13 protein-coding genes are annotated in these 16,303 nt (G+C 66.8%); 12 read left to right on the forward strand and 1 reads right to left on the reverse strand.

The genetic code is table 11. The annotated features are described in order from the left end of the window. The first annotated feature begins 103 nt into the window (after window positions 1-103). The 9 genes from ACSFA7_RS22125 to ACSFA7_RS22165 all read left to right on the forward strand — a co-directional run bounded on the left by ACSFA7_RS22125 (window position 104) and on the right by ACSFA7_RS22165 (window position 12,123). The gene (locus tag ACSFA7_RS22125) at window positions 104-1,141 is read left to right on the forward strand and encodes a putative 2-aminoethylphosphonate ABC transporter substrate-binding protein (RefSeq protein WP_435501353.1); all 1,038 of its coding nucleotides are present in this window, start codon (window positions 104-106) and stop codon (window positions 1,139-1,141) included. 74 nt (window positions 1,142-1,215) lie between these two features. Continuing rightward, a complete protein-coding gene (locus ACSFA7_RS22130; protein ID WP_435501354.1) occupies window positions 1,216-2,355 on the forward strand; it encodes a putative 2-aminoethylphosphonate ABC transporter ATP-binding protein in 1,140 nt (379 codons plus the stop codon). Continuing rightward, window positions 2,352-4,085 carry a putative 2-aminoethylphosphonate ABC transporter permease subunit gene (locus ACSFA7_RS22135; protein ID WP_435501355.1) on the forward strand — a complete coding sequence of 578 codons (1,734 nt, stop codon included), beginning with the start codon at window positions 2,352-2,354 and terminating at the stop codon, window positions 4,083-4,085. Before ACSFA7_RS22130 ends, ACSFA7_RS22135 begins: the two co-directional genes overlap by 4 nt. 49 nt (window positions 4,086-4,134) lie before the next feature. Further along, window positions 4,135-5,265 (forward strand): 2-aminoethylphosphonate--pyruvate transaminase, encoded by a 1,131-nt coding sequence (locus ACSFA7_RS22140; RefSeq protein ID WP_435501356.1) that lies wholly within the window; start codon window positions 4,135-4,137, stop codon window positions 5,263-5,265. Further along, complete coding sequence (gene purU, locus ACSFA7_RS22145) at window positions 5,262-6,128, forward strand: formyltetrahydrofolate deformylase (RefSeq protein WP_435501357.1); 867 nt, start codon at window positions 5,262-5,264, stop codon at window positions 6,126-6,128. The genes ACSFA7_RS22140 and purU overlap by 4 nt, the downstream gene beginning before the upstream one ends. Before the next feature lie 32 nt (window positions 6,129-6,160). Next, the gene (locus tag ACSFA7_RS22150; RefSeq protein ID WP_435501358.1) at window positions 6,161-8,617 is read left to right on the forward strand and encodes a GcvT family protein; all 2,457 of its coding nucleotides are present in this window, start codon (window positions 6,161-6,163) and stop codon (window positions 8,615-8,617) included. A gap of 53 nt (window positions 8,618-8,670) precedes the next feature. Continuing rightward, on the forward strand, window positions 8,671-9,471 hold the full coding sequence (locus ACSFA7_RS22155) for a helix-turn-helix domain-containing protein (protein ID WP_435501359.1): 801 nt from the start codon (window positions 8,671-8,673) through the stop codon (window positions 9,469-9,471). 145 nt (window positions 9,472-9,616) lie between these two features. Continuing rightward, a complete protein-coding gene (locus tag ACSFA7_RS22160; RefSeq protein WP_435501360.1) occupies window positions 9,617-10,366 on the forward strand; it encodes a hypothetical protein in 750 nt (249 codons plus the stop codon). Window positions 10,367-10,401: 35 nt separating this feature from the next. Then, window positions 10,402-12,123 (forward strand): pectin acetylesterase-family hydrolase, encoded by a 1,722-nt coding sequence (locus ACSFA7_RS22165; RefSeq protein WP_435501361.1) that lies wholly within the window; start codon window positions 10,402-10,404, stop codon window positions 12,121-12,123. A gap of 21 nt (window positions 12,124-12,144) precedes the next feature. Here the strand turns inward: ACSFA7_RS22165 and ACSFA7_RS22170 are convergent, their stop codons facing one another. Continuing rightward, window positions 12,145-13,446, reverse strand: a complete 1,302-nt coding sequence (locus ACSFA7_RS22170; protein ID WP_435501362.1) for an SUMF1/EgtB/PvdO family nonheme iron enzyme — start codon at window positions 13,444-13,446, stop codon at window positions 12,145-12,147. A 164-nt stretch (window positions 13,447-13,610) separates the two neighbouring features. Here ACSFA7_RS22170 and ACSFA7_RS22175 point away from each other — a divergent pair, with 164 nt between their 5' ends. The 3 genes from ACSFA7_RS22175 (at window position 13,611) to ACSFA7_RS22185 (ending at window position 16,259) form a co-directional block, all read left to right on the forward strand. Beyond that, a complete protein-coding gene (locus ACSFA7_RS22175) occupies window positions 13,611-14,150 on the forward strand; it encodes a TRAP transporter small permease subunit (protein ID WP_435501363.1) in 540 nt (179 codons plus the stop codon). A gap of 73 nt (window positions 14,151-14,223) precedes the next feature. Then, entirely contained in the window at window positions 14,224-15,780 is a 1,557-nt protein-coding gene (locus tag ACSFA7_RS22180) for a TRAP transporter large permease (RefSeq protein WP_435501364.1), read from the forward strand. Then, complete coding sequence (locus ACSFA7_RS22185) at window positions 15,777-16,259, forward strand: hypothetical protein (protein WP_435501365.1); 483 nt, start codon at window positions 15,777-15,779, stop codon at window positions 16,257-16,259. Before ACSFA7_RS22180 ends, ACSFA7_RS22185 begins: the two co-directional genes overlap by 4 nt. The last annotated feature ends 44 nt before the right edge of the window (window positions 16,260-16,303 follow it).

Raw genomic sequence — 16,303 nt, forward strand, 5'->3', positions numbered from 1 at the left:
CATCAATCGTCAATCTACATTGCGTTCACCGACCTTGGCATGCCCATTGCCGGAGCCCGCCACTCACCCCTTCAGTGACAGCAAGCCCTCTCAGGAGAAACAGATGACGATGAAACAAAGCACGCGCCGTCTCACGGCCGCCCTGTGTGTCGCGGCCTTCGGCCTCATGGCCGGCGCGGCGTGGGCGCAGAAGACCCCGCTTCTTGTCTATACGGCGCTGGAGACCGACGCCATGAAGCTCTACAAGGACGCCTTCGAGAAAGCCAATCCCGACATCGAAGTGAAGTGGGTGCGCGACTCCACCGGCATCGTCACCGCCAAGCTGCTCGCCGAAAAGGCCAACCCGCAGGCCGACGTCGTGGCGGGCCTGGCCGCCAGCAGCCTCGCGCTGCTGCAGCAGGAGGGCATGCTCCTTCCGTACGAGCCCAAGGGCTTCAAGGACCTGAACCCCGCCTACTCCGACACCGCCCGCCCACCCGCCTGGGTCGGCATGGACGTGTGGGCCGCGACCATCTGCTTCAACCGCGTCGAAGCGCAGAAGCTCGGCCTGCCCAAGCCCGAGACCTGGAAGGACCTGGCCAAGCCCGTCTACAAGGGCACCATCTCGATGCCGCACCCGGCCTCCAGCGGCACCGGCTACCTCGACGTGTCCTCCTGGCTGCAGAACATGGGCGATGCCGAGGGCTGGAAGTACATGGATGCGCTGCACCAGAACATCGCGCAGTACGTGCACTCGGGCTCCAAGCCCTGCAAGCAGGCGGGTGCGGGCGAGTTCCCGATCGGCATCTCGTTCGAGTTCCGCGCGCACCAGGTCAAGAAGTCGGGCGCGCCGGTCGACCTGATCTTTCCGAAGGAGGGCCTGGGCTGGGACATCGAGGCCACCAGCCTCATGAAGACCAGCACGAAGCTGGAGCAAGGCAAGCGCTTCGCCGACTGGATGGCCAGCAAGGAAGCCAACCAGATCAGCGCGCGCTGGTGGGCCGTCGTGGCCTACCCCGGTGTCGTGTCGAAGCTCGAAGGCATTCCCGAGAACTACGAAAAGCTGCTCGCCAAGAACGACATCAATTGGGCGGCAAAGAACCGCGAACGCATCCTGGCCGAATGGAGCAAGCGCTACGAAGGCAAGGCCGAACCCAAGTAGGCCCCGCGGCATTCCCGACTTTCAATCCGCGGGTGCCCCCAGTGGGTGACACCCGCCAACGACGAGTGCGAAAAATGGATATGACCGACACCAAGTTCATTGCCAGCCCGCTGCCGACGAGCGCCCCCGCAGCGCTGGAGATCATCGGCGTGCGCAAGGACTTCGAGACCTTCAGCGCGCTGCGCGACGTGCACCTGCGCGTGAACCCGGGCGAGATGCTGTGCTTTCTCGGCCCCTCGGGCTGCGGCAAGACCACGCTGCTGCGGATCATCGCGGGACTCGAAACGCAGACGTCCGGGCAGATCCTGCAGAACGGCAAGGACGTCTCGTGGCTGTCGCCGGACAAGCGCGACTACGGCATCGTGTTCCAGTCGTACGCGCTCTTTCCCAACCTGTCGATCGCCGAGAACATCGGCTACGGCCTGGTCAACAGCCGCGCCCGGAAAGGCGAGATCAAGGCGCGCGTCGAAGAACTCTTGAAGCTCGTCGGCCTGCCGACCTCGGGCAGCAAGTACCCGAGCCAGCTCTCCGGCGGCCAGCAGCAGCGCGTGGCCTTGGCCCGCGCGCTCGCCACCCGCCCCGGCCTCCTGCTGCTCGACGAGCCCCTGTCTGCGCTCGACGCGCTGGAACGCATCCGCCTGCGCGGCGAGATCCGCCGGCTCCAAAAGCAGGTCGGCATCACGACCATCATGGTCACGCACGACCAGGAAGAGGCACTGTCGATGGCCGACCGCATCGTGGTCATGAACCACGGCGTGATCGAGCAGGTCGGCACGCCCATGGAGGTCTACGAACAGCCGGCCACGCCCTTCGTGGCGGACTTCGTGGGCAAGGTGAACGTGCTGCGTTCGGTGGCGCTGGGCAACCACCGCTTCCAGGTCGGCGACATGGAACTCGAGTGCGATGCCTGCGACGGCGCCTTCGAACCCGGCGAGGCCGTCAACCTCTACCTGCGGCCCGAAGACCGCGCGGTCGAGCACCTGGGTGACGACACGCCCAACCGGCTGCAAGCCAAGGTCACCAAGGTCGAATTCCTCGGCGGCCTCTGCATCGCCGAAGTCACGGCCGATGCGCTGCACGGACAGGTGCTGGGCCTGCACTTCTCGCTCAACCAGCTGCACGACCTGGACATCCGCGAGGGCAACACCATCGACATCGCGTTGCGCGCCAACCGCATCCGCGCTTTCTCGGCCGCGCGCACGCCCAAGCCATGAACACGCTGGCCCACCCTTCCGCCGTGAAGGCCTCGTTCGCCGCGCGGCCCGGCATGCGCTGGAGCCGCGACGAGACGATCGCGCGCGTCATCCTGTTCGTGGTGATGGCGATGCTGTTCATGTTTCTCGTTGCGCCGCTCTTCACCATCCTCGCGCACGCGGTGCAGGACAAGGACGGCCGCTTCGTGGGCCTCGCCCACTTCATCACCTACTTCCAGACGCCGAGCCTGCTGCGCGCGGCGTGGAACTCGGTCTGGGTCTCGGCGGCGGTGGTGGCGATCTCGGTACCCACGGCCTTCGTCTTCGCCTACGCGCTCACGCGCAGCCGCATGCCGGCGCCGCTGAAGGCGGTGTTCCGGCTCATCGCACTGATCCCGCTGCTCGCGCCCTCGCTGCTGTCGGCCATCTCGTTCGTGCAGTGGTTCGGCAACCAGGGTGCACTCAAGTTCCTGCTGGGCGGCATGTCGATCTACGGCGCGCCAGGGATCATCCTGGCCGAGGTCTACAACACCTTTCCGCATGCGCTGATGATCCTGGTCACCGCGCTGTCGCTGGCCGACGGCCGGTTGTACGAAGCGGCCACCGCATTGCGCACGCGGCCATTCCGCCAGTTCATGACGATCACGCTGCCCTCGTGCAAGTACGGCCTCATCAGCGCGGCCACGGTGGTCTTCACGTATGTGGTGAGCGACTTCGGCGCGCCCAAGGTGATCGGCGGCAACTTCAACGTGCTGTCGGTCGATGTGTTCAAGCAGGTAGTCGGGCAGCACAACTTCTCCATCGGCGCGGTGGTAGGCATGCTGCTGCTGCTGCCCTCGATCGTCTCGTTCGTGATCGACTACGTGGTGCGGCGCAAGCTGAAGGCGCAGCTCACCGCGCGCTCGGTGCCTTACAGCCCCAAGCGCCGCAAGGTGGCCGACACGCTGCTCACGCTCTTCTGCACTGTCGTGTGCGGCCTGCTGCTGGCCACCATCGGCATGGCGATCTACACCTCGCTGATTTCGCTCTGGCCCTACGACCTCTCGCTCACGCTCAAGCACTACCACTTCGTGCTGGTCGAGAGCGACATGGCGGCGGCCTACGGCAACAGCCTGCTGGTGGCCATGGTCACCGCGGTGGCCGGTTCGCTGATCGTCTTCGTGGGCGCCTACCTGATCGAGAAGACGCGCAACCTCGGCCTCATGCGCAAGGGCATGCACCTGATGGCGGTGCTGTCGATGGCGGTGCCGGGCCTGGTGCTGGGTCTGGGCTACGTGATGTTCTTCAACCACCCGGCCAACCCGCTGAACTTTTTGTACCAGACGATGGCGATCCTGATCATCTCGATGGTGGTGCACTACTACACCTCGAGCCACCTCACGGCGGTGACGGCGCTCAAGCAGATCGACAACGAGTTCGAGGCCGTCTCGGCCTCGCTCAAGGTGCCGTTCTTCAAGACCTTCCTGCGGGTGACGGTGCCGGTGTGCCTGCCGGCCATCCTCGATATCGGGCGCTATTTCTTCGTGGTGTCGATGGCCAGCCTGTCGTGCGCCATCTTTCTCTACACGCCCGAGACCATCCTCGCCTCGGTCGCGATCATGCATCTGGACGATGCCGGCGACATCGGCCCGGCCGCGGCGCTCGCGAGCCTGATCGTGGTCACCTCGACGCTGGTGAGCATCGCCTATTCGCTGCTCACGCGCGTGCTGCTTGCACGCACGCAGGCCTGGCGCAACCTCGGCCGCGGCTGACGCAGGCCCCCTTCCTCTTTCCTCATCCCCTTCCCCGCCTGGAGACATCATGAGTCAAGCCTCCCACCCCATCCTGCTCACACCCGGCCCCCTGACCACCTCGGACCGCACACGCCAGGCGATGCTGCGCGACTGGGGATCGTGGGACTCCGACTTCAACCAGATCACCGCGCGCATCCGCAAGGAGGTGCTGAACATCGTGCACGGCACGGGCACGCACGAGTGCGTGCCGCTGCAGGGCAGCGGCACCTTCTCGGTGGAAGCGGCCATCGGCACCCTCGTGCCGCGCAACGGCCATGTGCTGGTGCCGAGCAACGGCGCGTACTGCCAGCGCCTGGCCAAGATCTGCAAGGTGCTCGGCCGCAAGCTGACCACCATCGACTACACCGAGGAAAAGCAGGTCTCGCCGGCCGACGTCGACCGCGCGCTCGCAGCCGACCCCAGCATCACCCACGTGGCCGTCGTGCATTGCGAAACCGGCGCCGGCGTGCTCAACCCGCTGCACGAGATCGCGCTGGTCGTGGCAAAGCACGGCCGCGGTTTGATCATCGATGCGATGAGTTCCTTCGGCGCACTCGAGATCGATGCGCGCAAGACGCCCTTCGATGCAGTGGTCGCCGCCTCGGGCAAGTGCCTCGAAGGCGTGCCCGGCATGGGCTTCGTCGTCATCAAGCGCAGCACGCTCGAAAAATGCGAAGGCAACTGCCATTCGCTGAGCATGGACCTGTACGACCAGTGGGTCTACATGGAGAAGACCACGCAATGGCGCTTCACACCACCCACGCACGTGGTGGCCGCGCTGGACACCGCCATTGCGCAATACATCGAGGAAGGCGGCCTCGCCGCGCGCGGCGCGCGCTATGCGCGCAACTGCAAGGGGCTCATCGATGGGCTGGCCGCGCTGGGTTTCAGGAGCTTCCTCGACCCTGCGATCCAGGCGCCGATCATCATCACCTTCCACGCGCCCGACGACGCCAACTACGACTTCAAGACCTTCTACCAGGAGGTCAAGAAGCGCGGCTACATCCTCTACCCCGGCAAGCTCACGCAGGTGGAAACCTTCCGCGTCGGCTGCATGGGGCACTTCGGCGAGGCTGGCATTCCGGGCGCGGTGGCGGCCATTGCCGACACGCTCAAGGCGATGAACATCCGGCAGGTCAGCGCGCCCGTTGCTGCATGAGCGAAACCACGCCTCGCCGCTACATCCTCACGCTGACCTGTCCGGACCGCACCGGCATCGTGGCGGCCGTGGGCAGCTTCATCGCCAGCCACGGCGGCCTGATCTCGCAGGCGGCCCAGCACGGCGATGCGCTGCACAACCGCTTCTACATGCGCGTGGAGATCCAGGCCGACACGCTGCCCTTCTACCTCGACGAATTCCGCGAGCGCTTCACCCCTGTCGCCAGGCAGTTCGAGATGGAATGGGGCATCTCCGACAGTTCGGTGAAGAAGCGCATGGTGGTGCTGGTGAGCAAGCTGGACCACTGCCTGAACGACCTCTTGCACCGCTGGCGCAACAAGGACCTGCACTGCGAGATTCCCTGCGTGATCTCCAATCACAACGACCTGCGCTCCTTCGTCGAGTGGCACGGCATTCCCTACTTCCACGTGCCGGTGACGCCCGAGACCAAGGAGCAGGCCTACGCCGAAGTGGAGCGCCTGTTCCGCGAATTCAGCGGCGACTTCATGGTGCTCGCACGCTACATGCAGGTGCTGACGGACGCGATGACCGAGCGCCTTCGCAACCGCATCATCAACATCCACCACAGCTTCCTGCCGGCCTTCGTCGGCGGCAAGCCGTACCACCAGGCCTTCGAGCGCGGCGTGAAGATGACCGGCGCCACCAGCCACTACGTGACCGCCGAGCTCGACGCCGGTCCGATCATCGAGCAGGGCGTGATCGACATCGACCACGGCAACTCGATCGAGGAAATGGTGCGCCTGGGCAAGGACATCGAGAAGAGCGTGTTGTCGCGCAGCGTGCGCCATCACCTGGAAGACCGGATCCTGGTCCACCGCAACAAGACGGTGGTCTTCAAGTAACCAACTCCCACCGGACAGGAAGCCCACACACCATGGCGACGCCACTCCCCTCCCATGCACAGGTCGTCATCGCGGGCGGCGGCATCGCCGGCTGCAGCGCGGCCTACCACCTCACCCAACTCGGCTGCACCGACGTGATCGTGCTCGAGCAGGGCCAGCTCACCTGCGGCACGACCTGGCACGCCGCCGGGCTGGTCGGCCAACTGCGCGCGAACCGCAGCATGACGAAGATGAGCCGCTACGGCATCGACCTGTACGCCTCGCTCGAAGCCGAGACCGGTCTTGCCACCGGCTGGAAGCAGTGCGGCAGCATCACCGTGGCGCGCACGCCCGAGCGCATGACGCTGCTCAAGCGCACCATCGCCACCGCGCGCAGCTTCGGCATCGAGGCGGAGTTCATCACGCCCGCCGAAGCGAAGGAGCTCTGGCCGCTGATGCGCATCGACGACCTCGTGGGCGCCGTCTGGCTGCCCGGCGACGGCAAGGCCAACCCCACCGACCTCACGCAGTCGCTGGCCAAGGGCGCGCGCAACCGCGGCGCGAAGGTCTTCGAGGGCGTACAGATCACCGGCACGCTCATCGAGCACGGCCGCATCGTGGGCGTGGAGACCAACCAGGGCACGGTGCGCTGCGAGAGCTTTCTCAACTGCGCGGGCCAGTGGGCGCGCGAGTTGGGCAGGATGTCGGGCGTCAACATCCCGCTGCATTCGGCCGAGCACTTCTACCTGGTCACCAAGGAGATCGAAGGCGTGCACCGCGACCTGCCGGTGCTGCGCGACCCCGACGGCTACATCTACTACAAGGAAGAAGTCGGCGGCCTCGTGATGGGCGGCTTCGAGCCCGTGGCCAAGCCCTGGGGCATGGACGGCATTCCGCCCAAGTTCGAGTTCCAGCTGCTGCCGGACGACATGGATCAGTTCCAGATCCTCCTGGACGAGGCGGTGCACCGCACGCCCGCGCTGGAGACCACCGAGATCAAGCTGTTCCTGAACGGCCCCGAGAGCTTCACGCCGGACGGCAACTTCATCCTCGGCGAAGCGCCCGAAGTGCGCGGCTATTTCGTGGCCGCGGGCTTCAACTCGGCCGGCATCGCGAACGCGGGCGGCGCGGGCAAGCTGATCGCCGAATGGATCGTCGGTGGCGCCGCGCCAGCCGACCTGCTCGATGTGGACATCCGCCGCTTCGCGCCCTTCAACGGCAACAAGCGCTGGCTCAAGGAGCGCACGGTCGAAGCGCTCGGGCTGCACTACGCGATGCGCTGGCCGCGCCACGAGCTGGAGTCAGGACGGCCGCTGCGCCGCTCGCCGCTATACGACAAGCTCAAGGCCAAGGGCGCTGCGTTCGGCAGCAAGCTGGGCTGGGAGCGCGCAAGCTGGTTCGCGCTGCCGGGCCAGAAGGCGGAGGCGCGCTACGGCTTCGGCCGCCCCGACTGGCTCGATGCCTGCATCGCCGAACAGATGGCCGTGCGGCAGGATGTGGTCGTCTTCGACCAGACCTCGTTCGGCAAGCTGATGGTGCAGGGCCGCGACGCCGAGCTGCTGCTGCAGCGCCTGTGCGCCAACGACGTGGCGATACGGCCGGGCAGCATGGTCTACACCGCCTTGCTCAACGAGCGCGGCGGCTTCGAGAGCGACCTCACGGTGATGCGGCTGGATGCCGACTGCTTCCTCATCATCACCGGCTCCGCGCAGCCGTACCGCGACATCGGCCACATCAAGCGCCACCTGCAGCCGAACGAGCATGTGACGGTGACGGACGTGACCTCGGGCTACTGCACGCTCACCGTGACCGGCCCGAAGGCGCAGCAGCTGTTGTCGCGCGTCACGCCGCAGGATCTCGGCAAGGAAGCGTTCCCGCAATCGGCCGTGATCGAGATCGACGTCGGCCATGCGCGCGCGCTCGCGGCCAAGGTCTCGTACGTCGGCGGCCCCGGATGGGAGCTGTACATCCCCACCGAAATGGCGGTGCATGTGTACGACACGCTGTTCGAAGCGGGCGCCGACCTGGGCCTGCGCGATGGCGGCTACTACACGATCGACGCCCTGCGCATCGAAGCCGGGCGCCGCGCCTTCGGCCTCGAACTGGGGCCGGACGAGAACCCGTTCGAAGCGGGCCTGGAGTTCGCGGTGCAGCTGGACAAGCCGGTCGCATTCATCGGCCAGGCAGCACTCGCGAAGATCGCGCCGGAGCGGCTCTCCAAGCGGCTCCTGATGTTCACGCTGGACGACGAACAGGCCTTCGCCTGGGGCGGCGAGCCGATCCTTCGCAACGGCAAGGCCGTGGGCGAGCTGACCTCCACCGCCTGGAGCGCGGTGCTCGGGCGGATGGTGGTGATGGGCTATGTGCGCAGCACCGAGCCGTTGACGCGGGACGAGGCGATGCAGGGTTCCTACGACATCGACATCGCTGGTCATCGCTTCGCCGCGACGGCACAATCGCGGCCGCCTTACCCGTCGCTCGTGAAAGCCGCGCTCGAACAGCGCCGCTAGCACGGGACCAGAACGCGGACGGCTGGGAGACGAGGTATCTCTTCGGGGTACGCATGGCCGCACAGAACTTTCTGCATCTCTGGGACAGCAGTTTTCTCTACGTCACGCCGGCCATCGAGTCGGACCTGACGGCGCGTTCGTCGGTCACGCTGCTGGCCTCGGTCAGCGGGCATCCGTTCAGGCTGGAAGCCGCCGACGGCACGCGTGCGCTCTGCACGGCCGCAGTGGTCGCGGCTGGCGCGCAGCGGCGCCTGTATGTCGATGGCTGCGGGCTGCTCTCGCTCAACCTCGATCCGGGGTCGGGCGCCTACCGCACGCTGTCGCAATGGATGGGCGACCGGGGCATCGTGCCGGTCGATGCGCAATGCTTCGGCCGGCTGCGTGACAGCTTCGAGGCCGCGCAGTGCGGGGCGCTGGCCGAGCATCACCTGCAATCGCTCAGCGCGCGGATGGTGGAAGCCATCACCGAACGTCCCGAGCGCCCCGAGTCCGGAGGCGGACTCGATCCGCGCATCGACAGCGTGATGCGCCTCGCCCGGTCGCATGCGGGCCCGCTGCCGCTGCAGGAGCTGTCCGAGGTGGCCTGCCTGTCGCCCGATCGCCTGACCCATCTGTTTCGCGAGCAGACAGGTGTGTCGATCAAGAACTACCTGCTGTGGGCCAAGGTCCGCCGTTCCGTGCAGCAGTTCGCCAGCGGCCGGCCGCTGGCCGACATCGCGCTCGACGGCGGCTTCGCCAGCGCGGCCCACATGAGCCGCACCTTCCAGTGTTCCTTCGGCCTGCCACCGTCGTTCCTCTCGCGCCAGGTGCGCGTGACGGCGGACGACCAGGCCGAGCGCGTCTGGGGCCCGTGAACGCGGTGCGGCCGGCGCGAGCCGAATCGCACCGTCTCGTTTTCACCTAGAACCTTAGCGGCTGCATGAAAGTGGGCGCCGCTGTCCCTGTCTACGCTTCCCGGGTGATGGAAACGAAGAAGACAAGAGACAAGAGAGGTTCCCCGTGCGCTCCCGCTTATCCACATCCGCCAGGCTCGGCCTCGGCGTCGCGGCCCTGCTGACGGCGCTCGGCGCCTGGCTTTTTCTCGCCGACAACGACAGCCACGCAGCAGCGGCCGACACCTCGGCCACGGATGCGGCATCGGCCGCATCGCAGGCACCGACCACCCGCGAAGGCGTCGTGCTCGCCAGGCGCGCCGCCGGCTACACCGCCTTCGCGCCCGGCGCATCGCCCTACCTCACCTCGGCCGGTGCGCGGGAGCGCGGCCTCGATGTCGTACAGCTTCGGCGCGACCTGGCCGGCACCGGCAAGGACGTGACAGCGGAGGTGGACCGCATCGTCTCGCTCGCACGATTCAGGGACCGCATGGACACCCTCGCAAGGGTGCTGCCGACATTGAGCGACGAGGAGCGGCGCGACGAGTCCTACGCGATCCTGGACCAGCTGCCCCGACACGTCGCCAATGGAGAGATCCTGCCGGCGGAGGCCATGGCCTCCACCCGCGCGCTGATCCAGATCGGAGAGCCCGACCCCGTGATCCGGGACGCGCTCACGAAGCAACTGACCGAGTCGCTGCAATCGCACGCCCGGCAGATGCTGGGGCCGGAGCCCACCTCCGAGCCCCGCTACCAGAGCTACACGCAGGCCAGGAACCAGATGGCCAGCGAAGTTCAAGCCACCGTGCAGGACCCCGAGGAGCGGCAGCGCGTGATGGCGCAAAGAGAGTTCGAGATCAGAAGCCGCCACTACTGAATCAATTCATCGCAAAAAATCAGGAGCCACACAACATGAATCCGACCAGAGTTTTCTGGAGCGTCGCGGCCGCATTGGCCTTGTCGTTCTCGATGGGCGCGGCCAGCAGCGCACCGTCCTCGCAGGAAGGCAGCGCGCAGAGCGTGTCTGCGCAAAGAAGCCGCGCCGATGCGCAGGCCTTCATCGACGAAGCCACGCGCAAGTACAACGCGGGCCTCACCCACAGTTCCAAGCCCGGGCAGACCGTCGTTCCCGCCGCGGGCCCCAACTGGTCGGCCGACCTGGACACCTGGGTCGAATACACCTTCCCCGCGAGTTCGGGTGCGTCGTGCATGAACGGAACGCCCTACCGCATGTACTACAAGGTCTCCTCCGATGCCGGCATGCGCGACAAGGTACTGGTCGACTTCGAAGGCGGCGGCGCGTGCTGGGACTTCCAGTCGTGCCGCCCCGATGCCGAAACGGGCGCGGCCAACCCCGACGGGCTGCCCTCGGGCTACATCCAGGGCGACGGCATCGTCTCCAACTCCGCGCTGCTGCTCACCTCGCCGGTGCTGGAGGGCAACACCGTCCTCGTCGAGGCGGCCGCGCGCCTTCTCTTCGGGCGAGGCTCGGGCAAGCTGGACGACGGGTGGTGGGGGCGCCTGTGGCAGACGACCACGGCACCCGAAACGCAGAAGTGGACGAAGGTGGTCTTTCCGTACTGCACGGGCGATGTCTCCGCCGGTGCGAGCTTCAGGTCGTTCAACGACCCGGCCGCGCCCGACGATGTGACGAAGACCAAGTACGTCAACTTCAACGGCCTGAACAACGTGCGCGCGGCCATGAAGTTCCTGCAGGACAACAAGTTCACCCAGAGCCTCTCGCCGAAGGGCTACCTGCAGCAACTGCTGGTCTACGGCGGCAGCGCGGGCGGCTACTCGGCGCAGTTCAACTACCCGATGATCCGACAGGCGCTCGCGGGAGAGAAGACGCGCGTCGCGTTGCTCAACGACTCGGGTCCGCTGCTGACGGCACCGGTCTACGGCGCAGGCGACACCATCTCGCCGGCTGACCTGGAGAAGACGCCCGCCGCCAAGTTCTGGCAACTGGCCTCCCACACATGGGGCTTCTTCCAGCAGCCGCTGGCCGCCGACCTGCGCGTTCCCGGCCACCCCGAATACGCCGAGCAGGCCAGCGGCGTGATCGCGCGGTGGGAAAAAGCCACGGGCAAGAAGGTCAACATCGCCAAGGCCAGCGGCGGCGACACCGGCAGTTTCAGCGCGGTGCTGTCCAAGCGCTATCCGAACGACCGCTTCGGGCTCACGAGTTTCCAGCAGGACCAGGTCATCTCGCGCTTCTTCTTCATCGGAGCGCAGAACGCCGAGGTGGCCGGCCTGGAGGGCTCGGCGCTGCGCGATGCCAAGCTCAAGCTCTTCCACAAGGAGATGGACCTGGTGCGCGCCAACCTCGGTCCGCTGCCCAACTTCGGCTACTACATGCCGTGGTCGCGGTACCTCGTGATCGGCAGCCACGTCACGACGGCGCTGACCTTCGCCGGCACCGAGACCTCGCGCGCCGCGAACATCCGCGACGACGGCGGCCGCATCGGGACGGCTTTCGACGGCGACGTGGGCCACTTCCTGAACAACCTGCTGAGCGCCAACAGCCTGGAGGCGGAACCCGTGCTCAAGGAAGTGGGGCCGGAGAAGGCCGAGCCGCTGAACCTGGCCGGTGTGGCGGGCTGGCTGCTGTCGCTGTTCAACGTCTTCGGTTGACCGGCGCCGGAGCGCGGAGCGTCAAAGACTGCAGGTGCGAAAGCCGAAGAAGCCGTCGTCGCGCTCCGGCAATGCGAAGCTCCGGCGGCGCGGCGAACGCAGCCGCGCACGCGTGGCGAACGACGCACCGCGCAGCACGCGCGCACGGCCGAAGGCGGCCACCGGATCGAACTCGCCGCCCGCGCTCCACGGATCGGCCCGGAACCCGGGCCACGGCTGCAGCGTGCCCGCGGTCCACTCGTGCACGTCGGCCCAGCGGAACCCGCGCCGCGCTGCCGTGTGCGCCGCGATCTCCCATTCGACCTCGGTCGCGATGCGGCGCCCCGCCCAGCGCGCCCAGGCGTCGGCCTCCCACCAGCTCAGGTGCACCGCGCTGTGGTGTCCCGCCGCGCGCACGGTGACGCCGAAGCGGTGCTGCAGCACCGAGCCGCCGGTGCCGTTGCGCGCCGCGCCGATCTGCTCGACATGGCGCGGCCCGCGCCGCCCCTCGACCTGCGCGGCCAGCCAGCGCCAGCCGTCGGCGTGCCACAGCTCCTCGCGGTCGTAGCCGCCGTCGTCGACGAACTCGATGTACTGGTTCCAGGTGACGGGTTGCGCGTCGATCTCGAACTCGGGCACGTCGACCCGGTGCGCGGCGCGCTCCTGCGCGAAGGCGAAGCCGCTCTCGGGCAGGCCCAGTTCCCAGCGCGTGGCGGGCACCAGGAGCGGCTCGCGCGTGACGGCGATGGGCGCCTGCTCGATGCCCAGGGGCAGCCCGAGTGTCTGTGCCATCACCACGAACTGCTCGCCGCGCAGGTCTTCGTGGAACAACGCAAGGCGGTAGAAGTAGAGGCCCGCATCCGTCTCGGCCGCGTGCTCGAGCAGCTCGAGCGTGCTCTCCAGCGTTTCGAGCAGGTAGGCCTTGGTCTGGCCGAGGTAAGGCAGGTCGGCCGACCAGCGACGGCCGGGCGAACTCTGCGCCGGGTTCCACCAGTCGTCGGCACTCGGCTCGATGGCCGCGAGGCGCGTGGGCCGCACCGGGCAGTCGATGCCGAAGGCGCGCTGCGTGTTGCGGCCGATCCACCATTCGGCAAACCAGCCGATGTGCCCGGCCAGCCACACCGGGGGTACCACGCCTTCCTCCTCGGGCACGGGCGGCACGGCCAGGGCCTCGGAGCCCAGCGCCTCTTCGTACAGGGACAGCAGGTGGAGCGTGTGGTTGCGCGCGTCGATCAGGGCCAGCGAGAGCAGGTCGCGGCCAGCGCGGCACATGTCGGGCGAATCGATGGAATGCGGCAGGTTCGCCGCGCCGAAAGGTGCCGAAGGCGACGGACTCGAAGACATGGGCAATTATGGCGACGCCCCGCCGGACCCGCGAGACGCGGCTTTGGGGTAAACCCGGGTTCGAGCCAAAGCAATACGAAGGTTCGCCGGGATACCATTGCGGGCTTTGCGCAGCCCCCACCAGGGGCCGGCGTTTCACCTTGGGCTTCGTGGGAGACACCCCCTTGTCTGCATTCCTCAAATTCGCGACCGGCATGGACTGGATCAGCGAAAAGCTCGGCAAGTTCGCAGGCTATGCCGTGCTGGCCGCCTCGCTCATCTCGGCCGCCAATGCCATCGTCCGGTACGGCCTGGACTTCAGCAACAACGCATTCCTCGAAATCCAGTGGTACCTGTTCGCCGCCACGGTGATGCTGGGCGCACCGGTGGTGCTTCGCTTCAACGAGCATGTGCGCGTGGACATCATCTACGGCAAGCTCAAGGGCTACGGGCCGGTGTATGTCGACCTGTTCGGCCTGATCTTCTTCCTGCTGCCGGTGATGGGTCTCTTCACCTACCTCACCTGGCCGTATTTCTGGAACACCTGGGTCACCGGCGAGATGTCCGGCAACATCGGCGGCCTCATCCGCTGGCCCGCCGCGTTGCTGATGCCCGTGGGCTTCGCCGCGATGTTCCTGCAGGGCGTCTCGGAAATCATCAAACGCATTGCGTACCTGCGCGGCCTGATCACGATGGACACGCACTACGAGAAGCCGGTGCAGTGATGGGCGCCCTCTCGCGCTCTTTCATCAGGCACGCCCCATTCCCCTTCTCCGTCCATACGGCAGGTAAGTAGCAATGCACATGGAAAATTTCGCCCCGATCATGTTCGCGGGGCTCGTGGTGATCATGCTGATCGGCTTTCCGGTCGCGTTCTCGCTCTCCGCCCTCGGCCTGATCTGCGGCTTCTTCGCGATCGAGATGGGCTGGTTCCCCGCCGGCTTCATGGCCAACCTGCCGCTGAACGTGTTCGGCATCCTGTCGAACGAGACGCTCCTGGCGATCCCGTTCTTCACGTTGATGGGAGCCGTACTGGAGAAATGCGGACTGGCAGAAGACATGCTCGACTCCATGGGCCAGCTCTTCGGCCCGATCCGCGGCGGCCTGGGCTACTCGGTGATCATCGTGGGCTTCATCCTCGGCGCCATCACCGGCACGGTAGCCGGCCAGGTGATCGCGATGGCGATGATCTCGCTGCCGGTCATGATGCGCTACGGCTACAACATGCGCTACTCGACCGGCGTGCTCGCCGCCTCGGGAACCATCACGCAGCTGGTGCCGCCCTCGCTGGTGCTCATCGTCATGGCCGACCAGCTCGGCACCGACGTCGGCCAGATGTACAAGGGCGCCTGGGGTCCGTCGATCCTGCAGGTGGTGATCTTCGCGATCTACACCTTCCTGGTCTCGCGCATCCGCCCGCACTACGTGCCGGGCCTGCCGGTCAGCGCGCGCACGCTCAACGGCTGGGCGCTGTGGGGCAAGTGCCTGCGCGGCATCATCCCCTCGGCCATCCTGATCTTCGCGGTGCTCGGCTCGATGGGCGGCCTGCCTTTCATGGACCGCGCCATCGCCACGCCGACGGAAGCCGGCGCCATGGGTGCGGTCGGTGCGCTGATCCTCGCGCTCATCCATCGCCGCCTCAACTGGCAGCTGATGAAGGACGCCATGGAAGGCACCATGCGCCTGACGGCCATGGTGGTGTTCATCCTGATCGGCTCGCGCGTGTTCTCGCTGGTGTTCCAGGGCGTGGACGGCGCCAAGTGGATCGAGCACATGCTCGCGGGCCTGCCGGGCGGCCAGGTCGGGTTCCTGATCGCGGTGAACATCTTCGTGTTCTTCCTCGCGTTCTTCCTCGACTTCTTCGAGATCGCGTTCATCATCCTGCCGCTCCTGGGCCCCGTGGCGCACAAGCTCGGCATCGACATGGTGTGGTTCGGCGTGCTCTTGTGCGTGAACATGCAGACCTCGTTCATGCATCCGCCGTTCGGCTTCGCGCTGTTCTATTTACGAGGCATTGCCGACACCCTCTTCAAGAACGGGGCGTTACCCCGAAAGGTGGAGTCGCGCGACATCTACCTGGGCGCCGTGCCGTGGGTGGCGATGCAGCTCCTGCTGGTGGCCATCGTGATCTTCTTCCCGCAGACCGTCACCGTGTTCCTGGACAAGGAAAAGGTCGTGGATATCGACAAGGTCAACCTCGACATGCCGGCCGATGCCATGCCGCCGCCCGAGCCCGACAGCAACGGCGTGAACATGGAAGACCCGTTCGGCAACGAGAAGAAGACCGAAGAAACGCCTGCGCCTGCACCGGCGCAGGAAACGCCGCCGGCCTCTGGCGACGCCCCCAAACAGTGACCGGCGAAAGCGACGACAACAACGCCAGCCCGCTCGAGAGCGCCGCCTTCCCGCCGCTCTTGCGCACGCTGGCGGTGGTGCTCGTGGTGGACCTCTTCGCGTTCGCGCTCTGGAGCCTGCCTTCCCTGCGCACCACCAGCTGGTCGGCCACCAGCCTCTTCGTGTTCGGCGTGGCGGGCCTGTGCGTGGCGTGGGTCGGCTACTGGATCGTCTACAGCCGCACACGCCTGGAAGGCGACGTGCTCGTGCAGACCTGGCTCTGGGACAAGCGCGTGCGCGCAGAAGAGGTCGCGCAGCTCAAGCTGGTGCACATCCGAATGCTCGAGCGCGTGATCGCGCCGCGGCTGCTGGTGCGCCGGCGCTTCGGCGGCATCACGTGGTTTCATGCCTACGATCCGCAGGTGCTGATCGCGTTTGGCCAGCAGGTGGCGCAGCGTGCTGTCCCCGCAGCACCAGCGCCCGAAGCAGGCACGCAGTGAACGGCATCGCCCACTGAGTCAGGTTGGCGGTCTTCGGTGCGGCG

Origin of the sequence: Variovorax trehalosi (genome assembly GCF_051216415.1) — a bacterium.
Taxonomy (GTDB): domain Bacteria; phylum Pseudomonadota; class Gammaproteobacteria; order Burkholderiales; family Burkholderiaceae_C; genus Variovorax.

Coding starts and splice junctions, on each gene's coding strand:
- ACSFA7_RS22140 (WP_435501356.1), top strand. CDS start 4,135: ATGAGTCAAGCCTCCCACCCCATCCTGCTCACACCCGGCCCCCTGACC.
- ACSFA7_RS22125 (WP_435501353.1), top strand. CDS start 104: ATGACGATGAAACAAAGCACGCGCCGTCTCACGGCCGCCCTGTGTGTC.
- purU (WP_435501357.1), top strand. CDS start 5,262: ATGAGCGAAACCACGCCTCGCCGCTACATCCTCACGCTGACCTGTCCG.
- ACSFA7_RS22150 (WP_435501358.1), top strand. CDS start 6,161: ATGGCGACGCCACTCCCCTCCCATGCACAGGTCGTCATCGCGGGCGGC.
- ACSFA7_RS22130 (WP_435501354.1), top strand. CDS start 1,216: ATGGATATGACCGACACCAAGTTCATTGCCAGCCCGCTGCCGACGAGC.
- ACSFA7_RS22155 (WP_435501359.1), top strand. CDS start 8,671: ATGGCCGCACAGAACTTTCTGCATCTCTGGGACAGCAGTTTTCTCTAC.
- ACSFA7_RS22165 (WP_435501361.1), top strand. CDS start 10,402: ATGAATCCGACCAGAGTTTTCTGGAGCGTCGCGGCCGCATTGGCCTTG.
- ACSFA7_RS22170 (WP_435501362.1), bottom strand. CDS start 13,446: ATGTCTTCGAGTCCGTCGCCTTCGGCACCTTTCGGCGCGGCGAACCTG.
- ACSFA7_RS22135 (WP_435501355.1), top strand. CDS start 2,352: ATGAACACGCTGGCCCACCCTTCCGCCGTGAAGGCCTCGTTCGCCGCG.
- ACSFA7_RS22180 (WP_435501364.1), top strand. CDS start 14,224: ATGCACATGGAAAATTTCGCCCCGATCATGTTCGCGGGGCTCGTGGTG.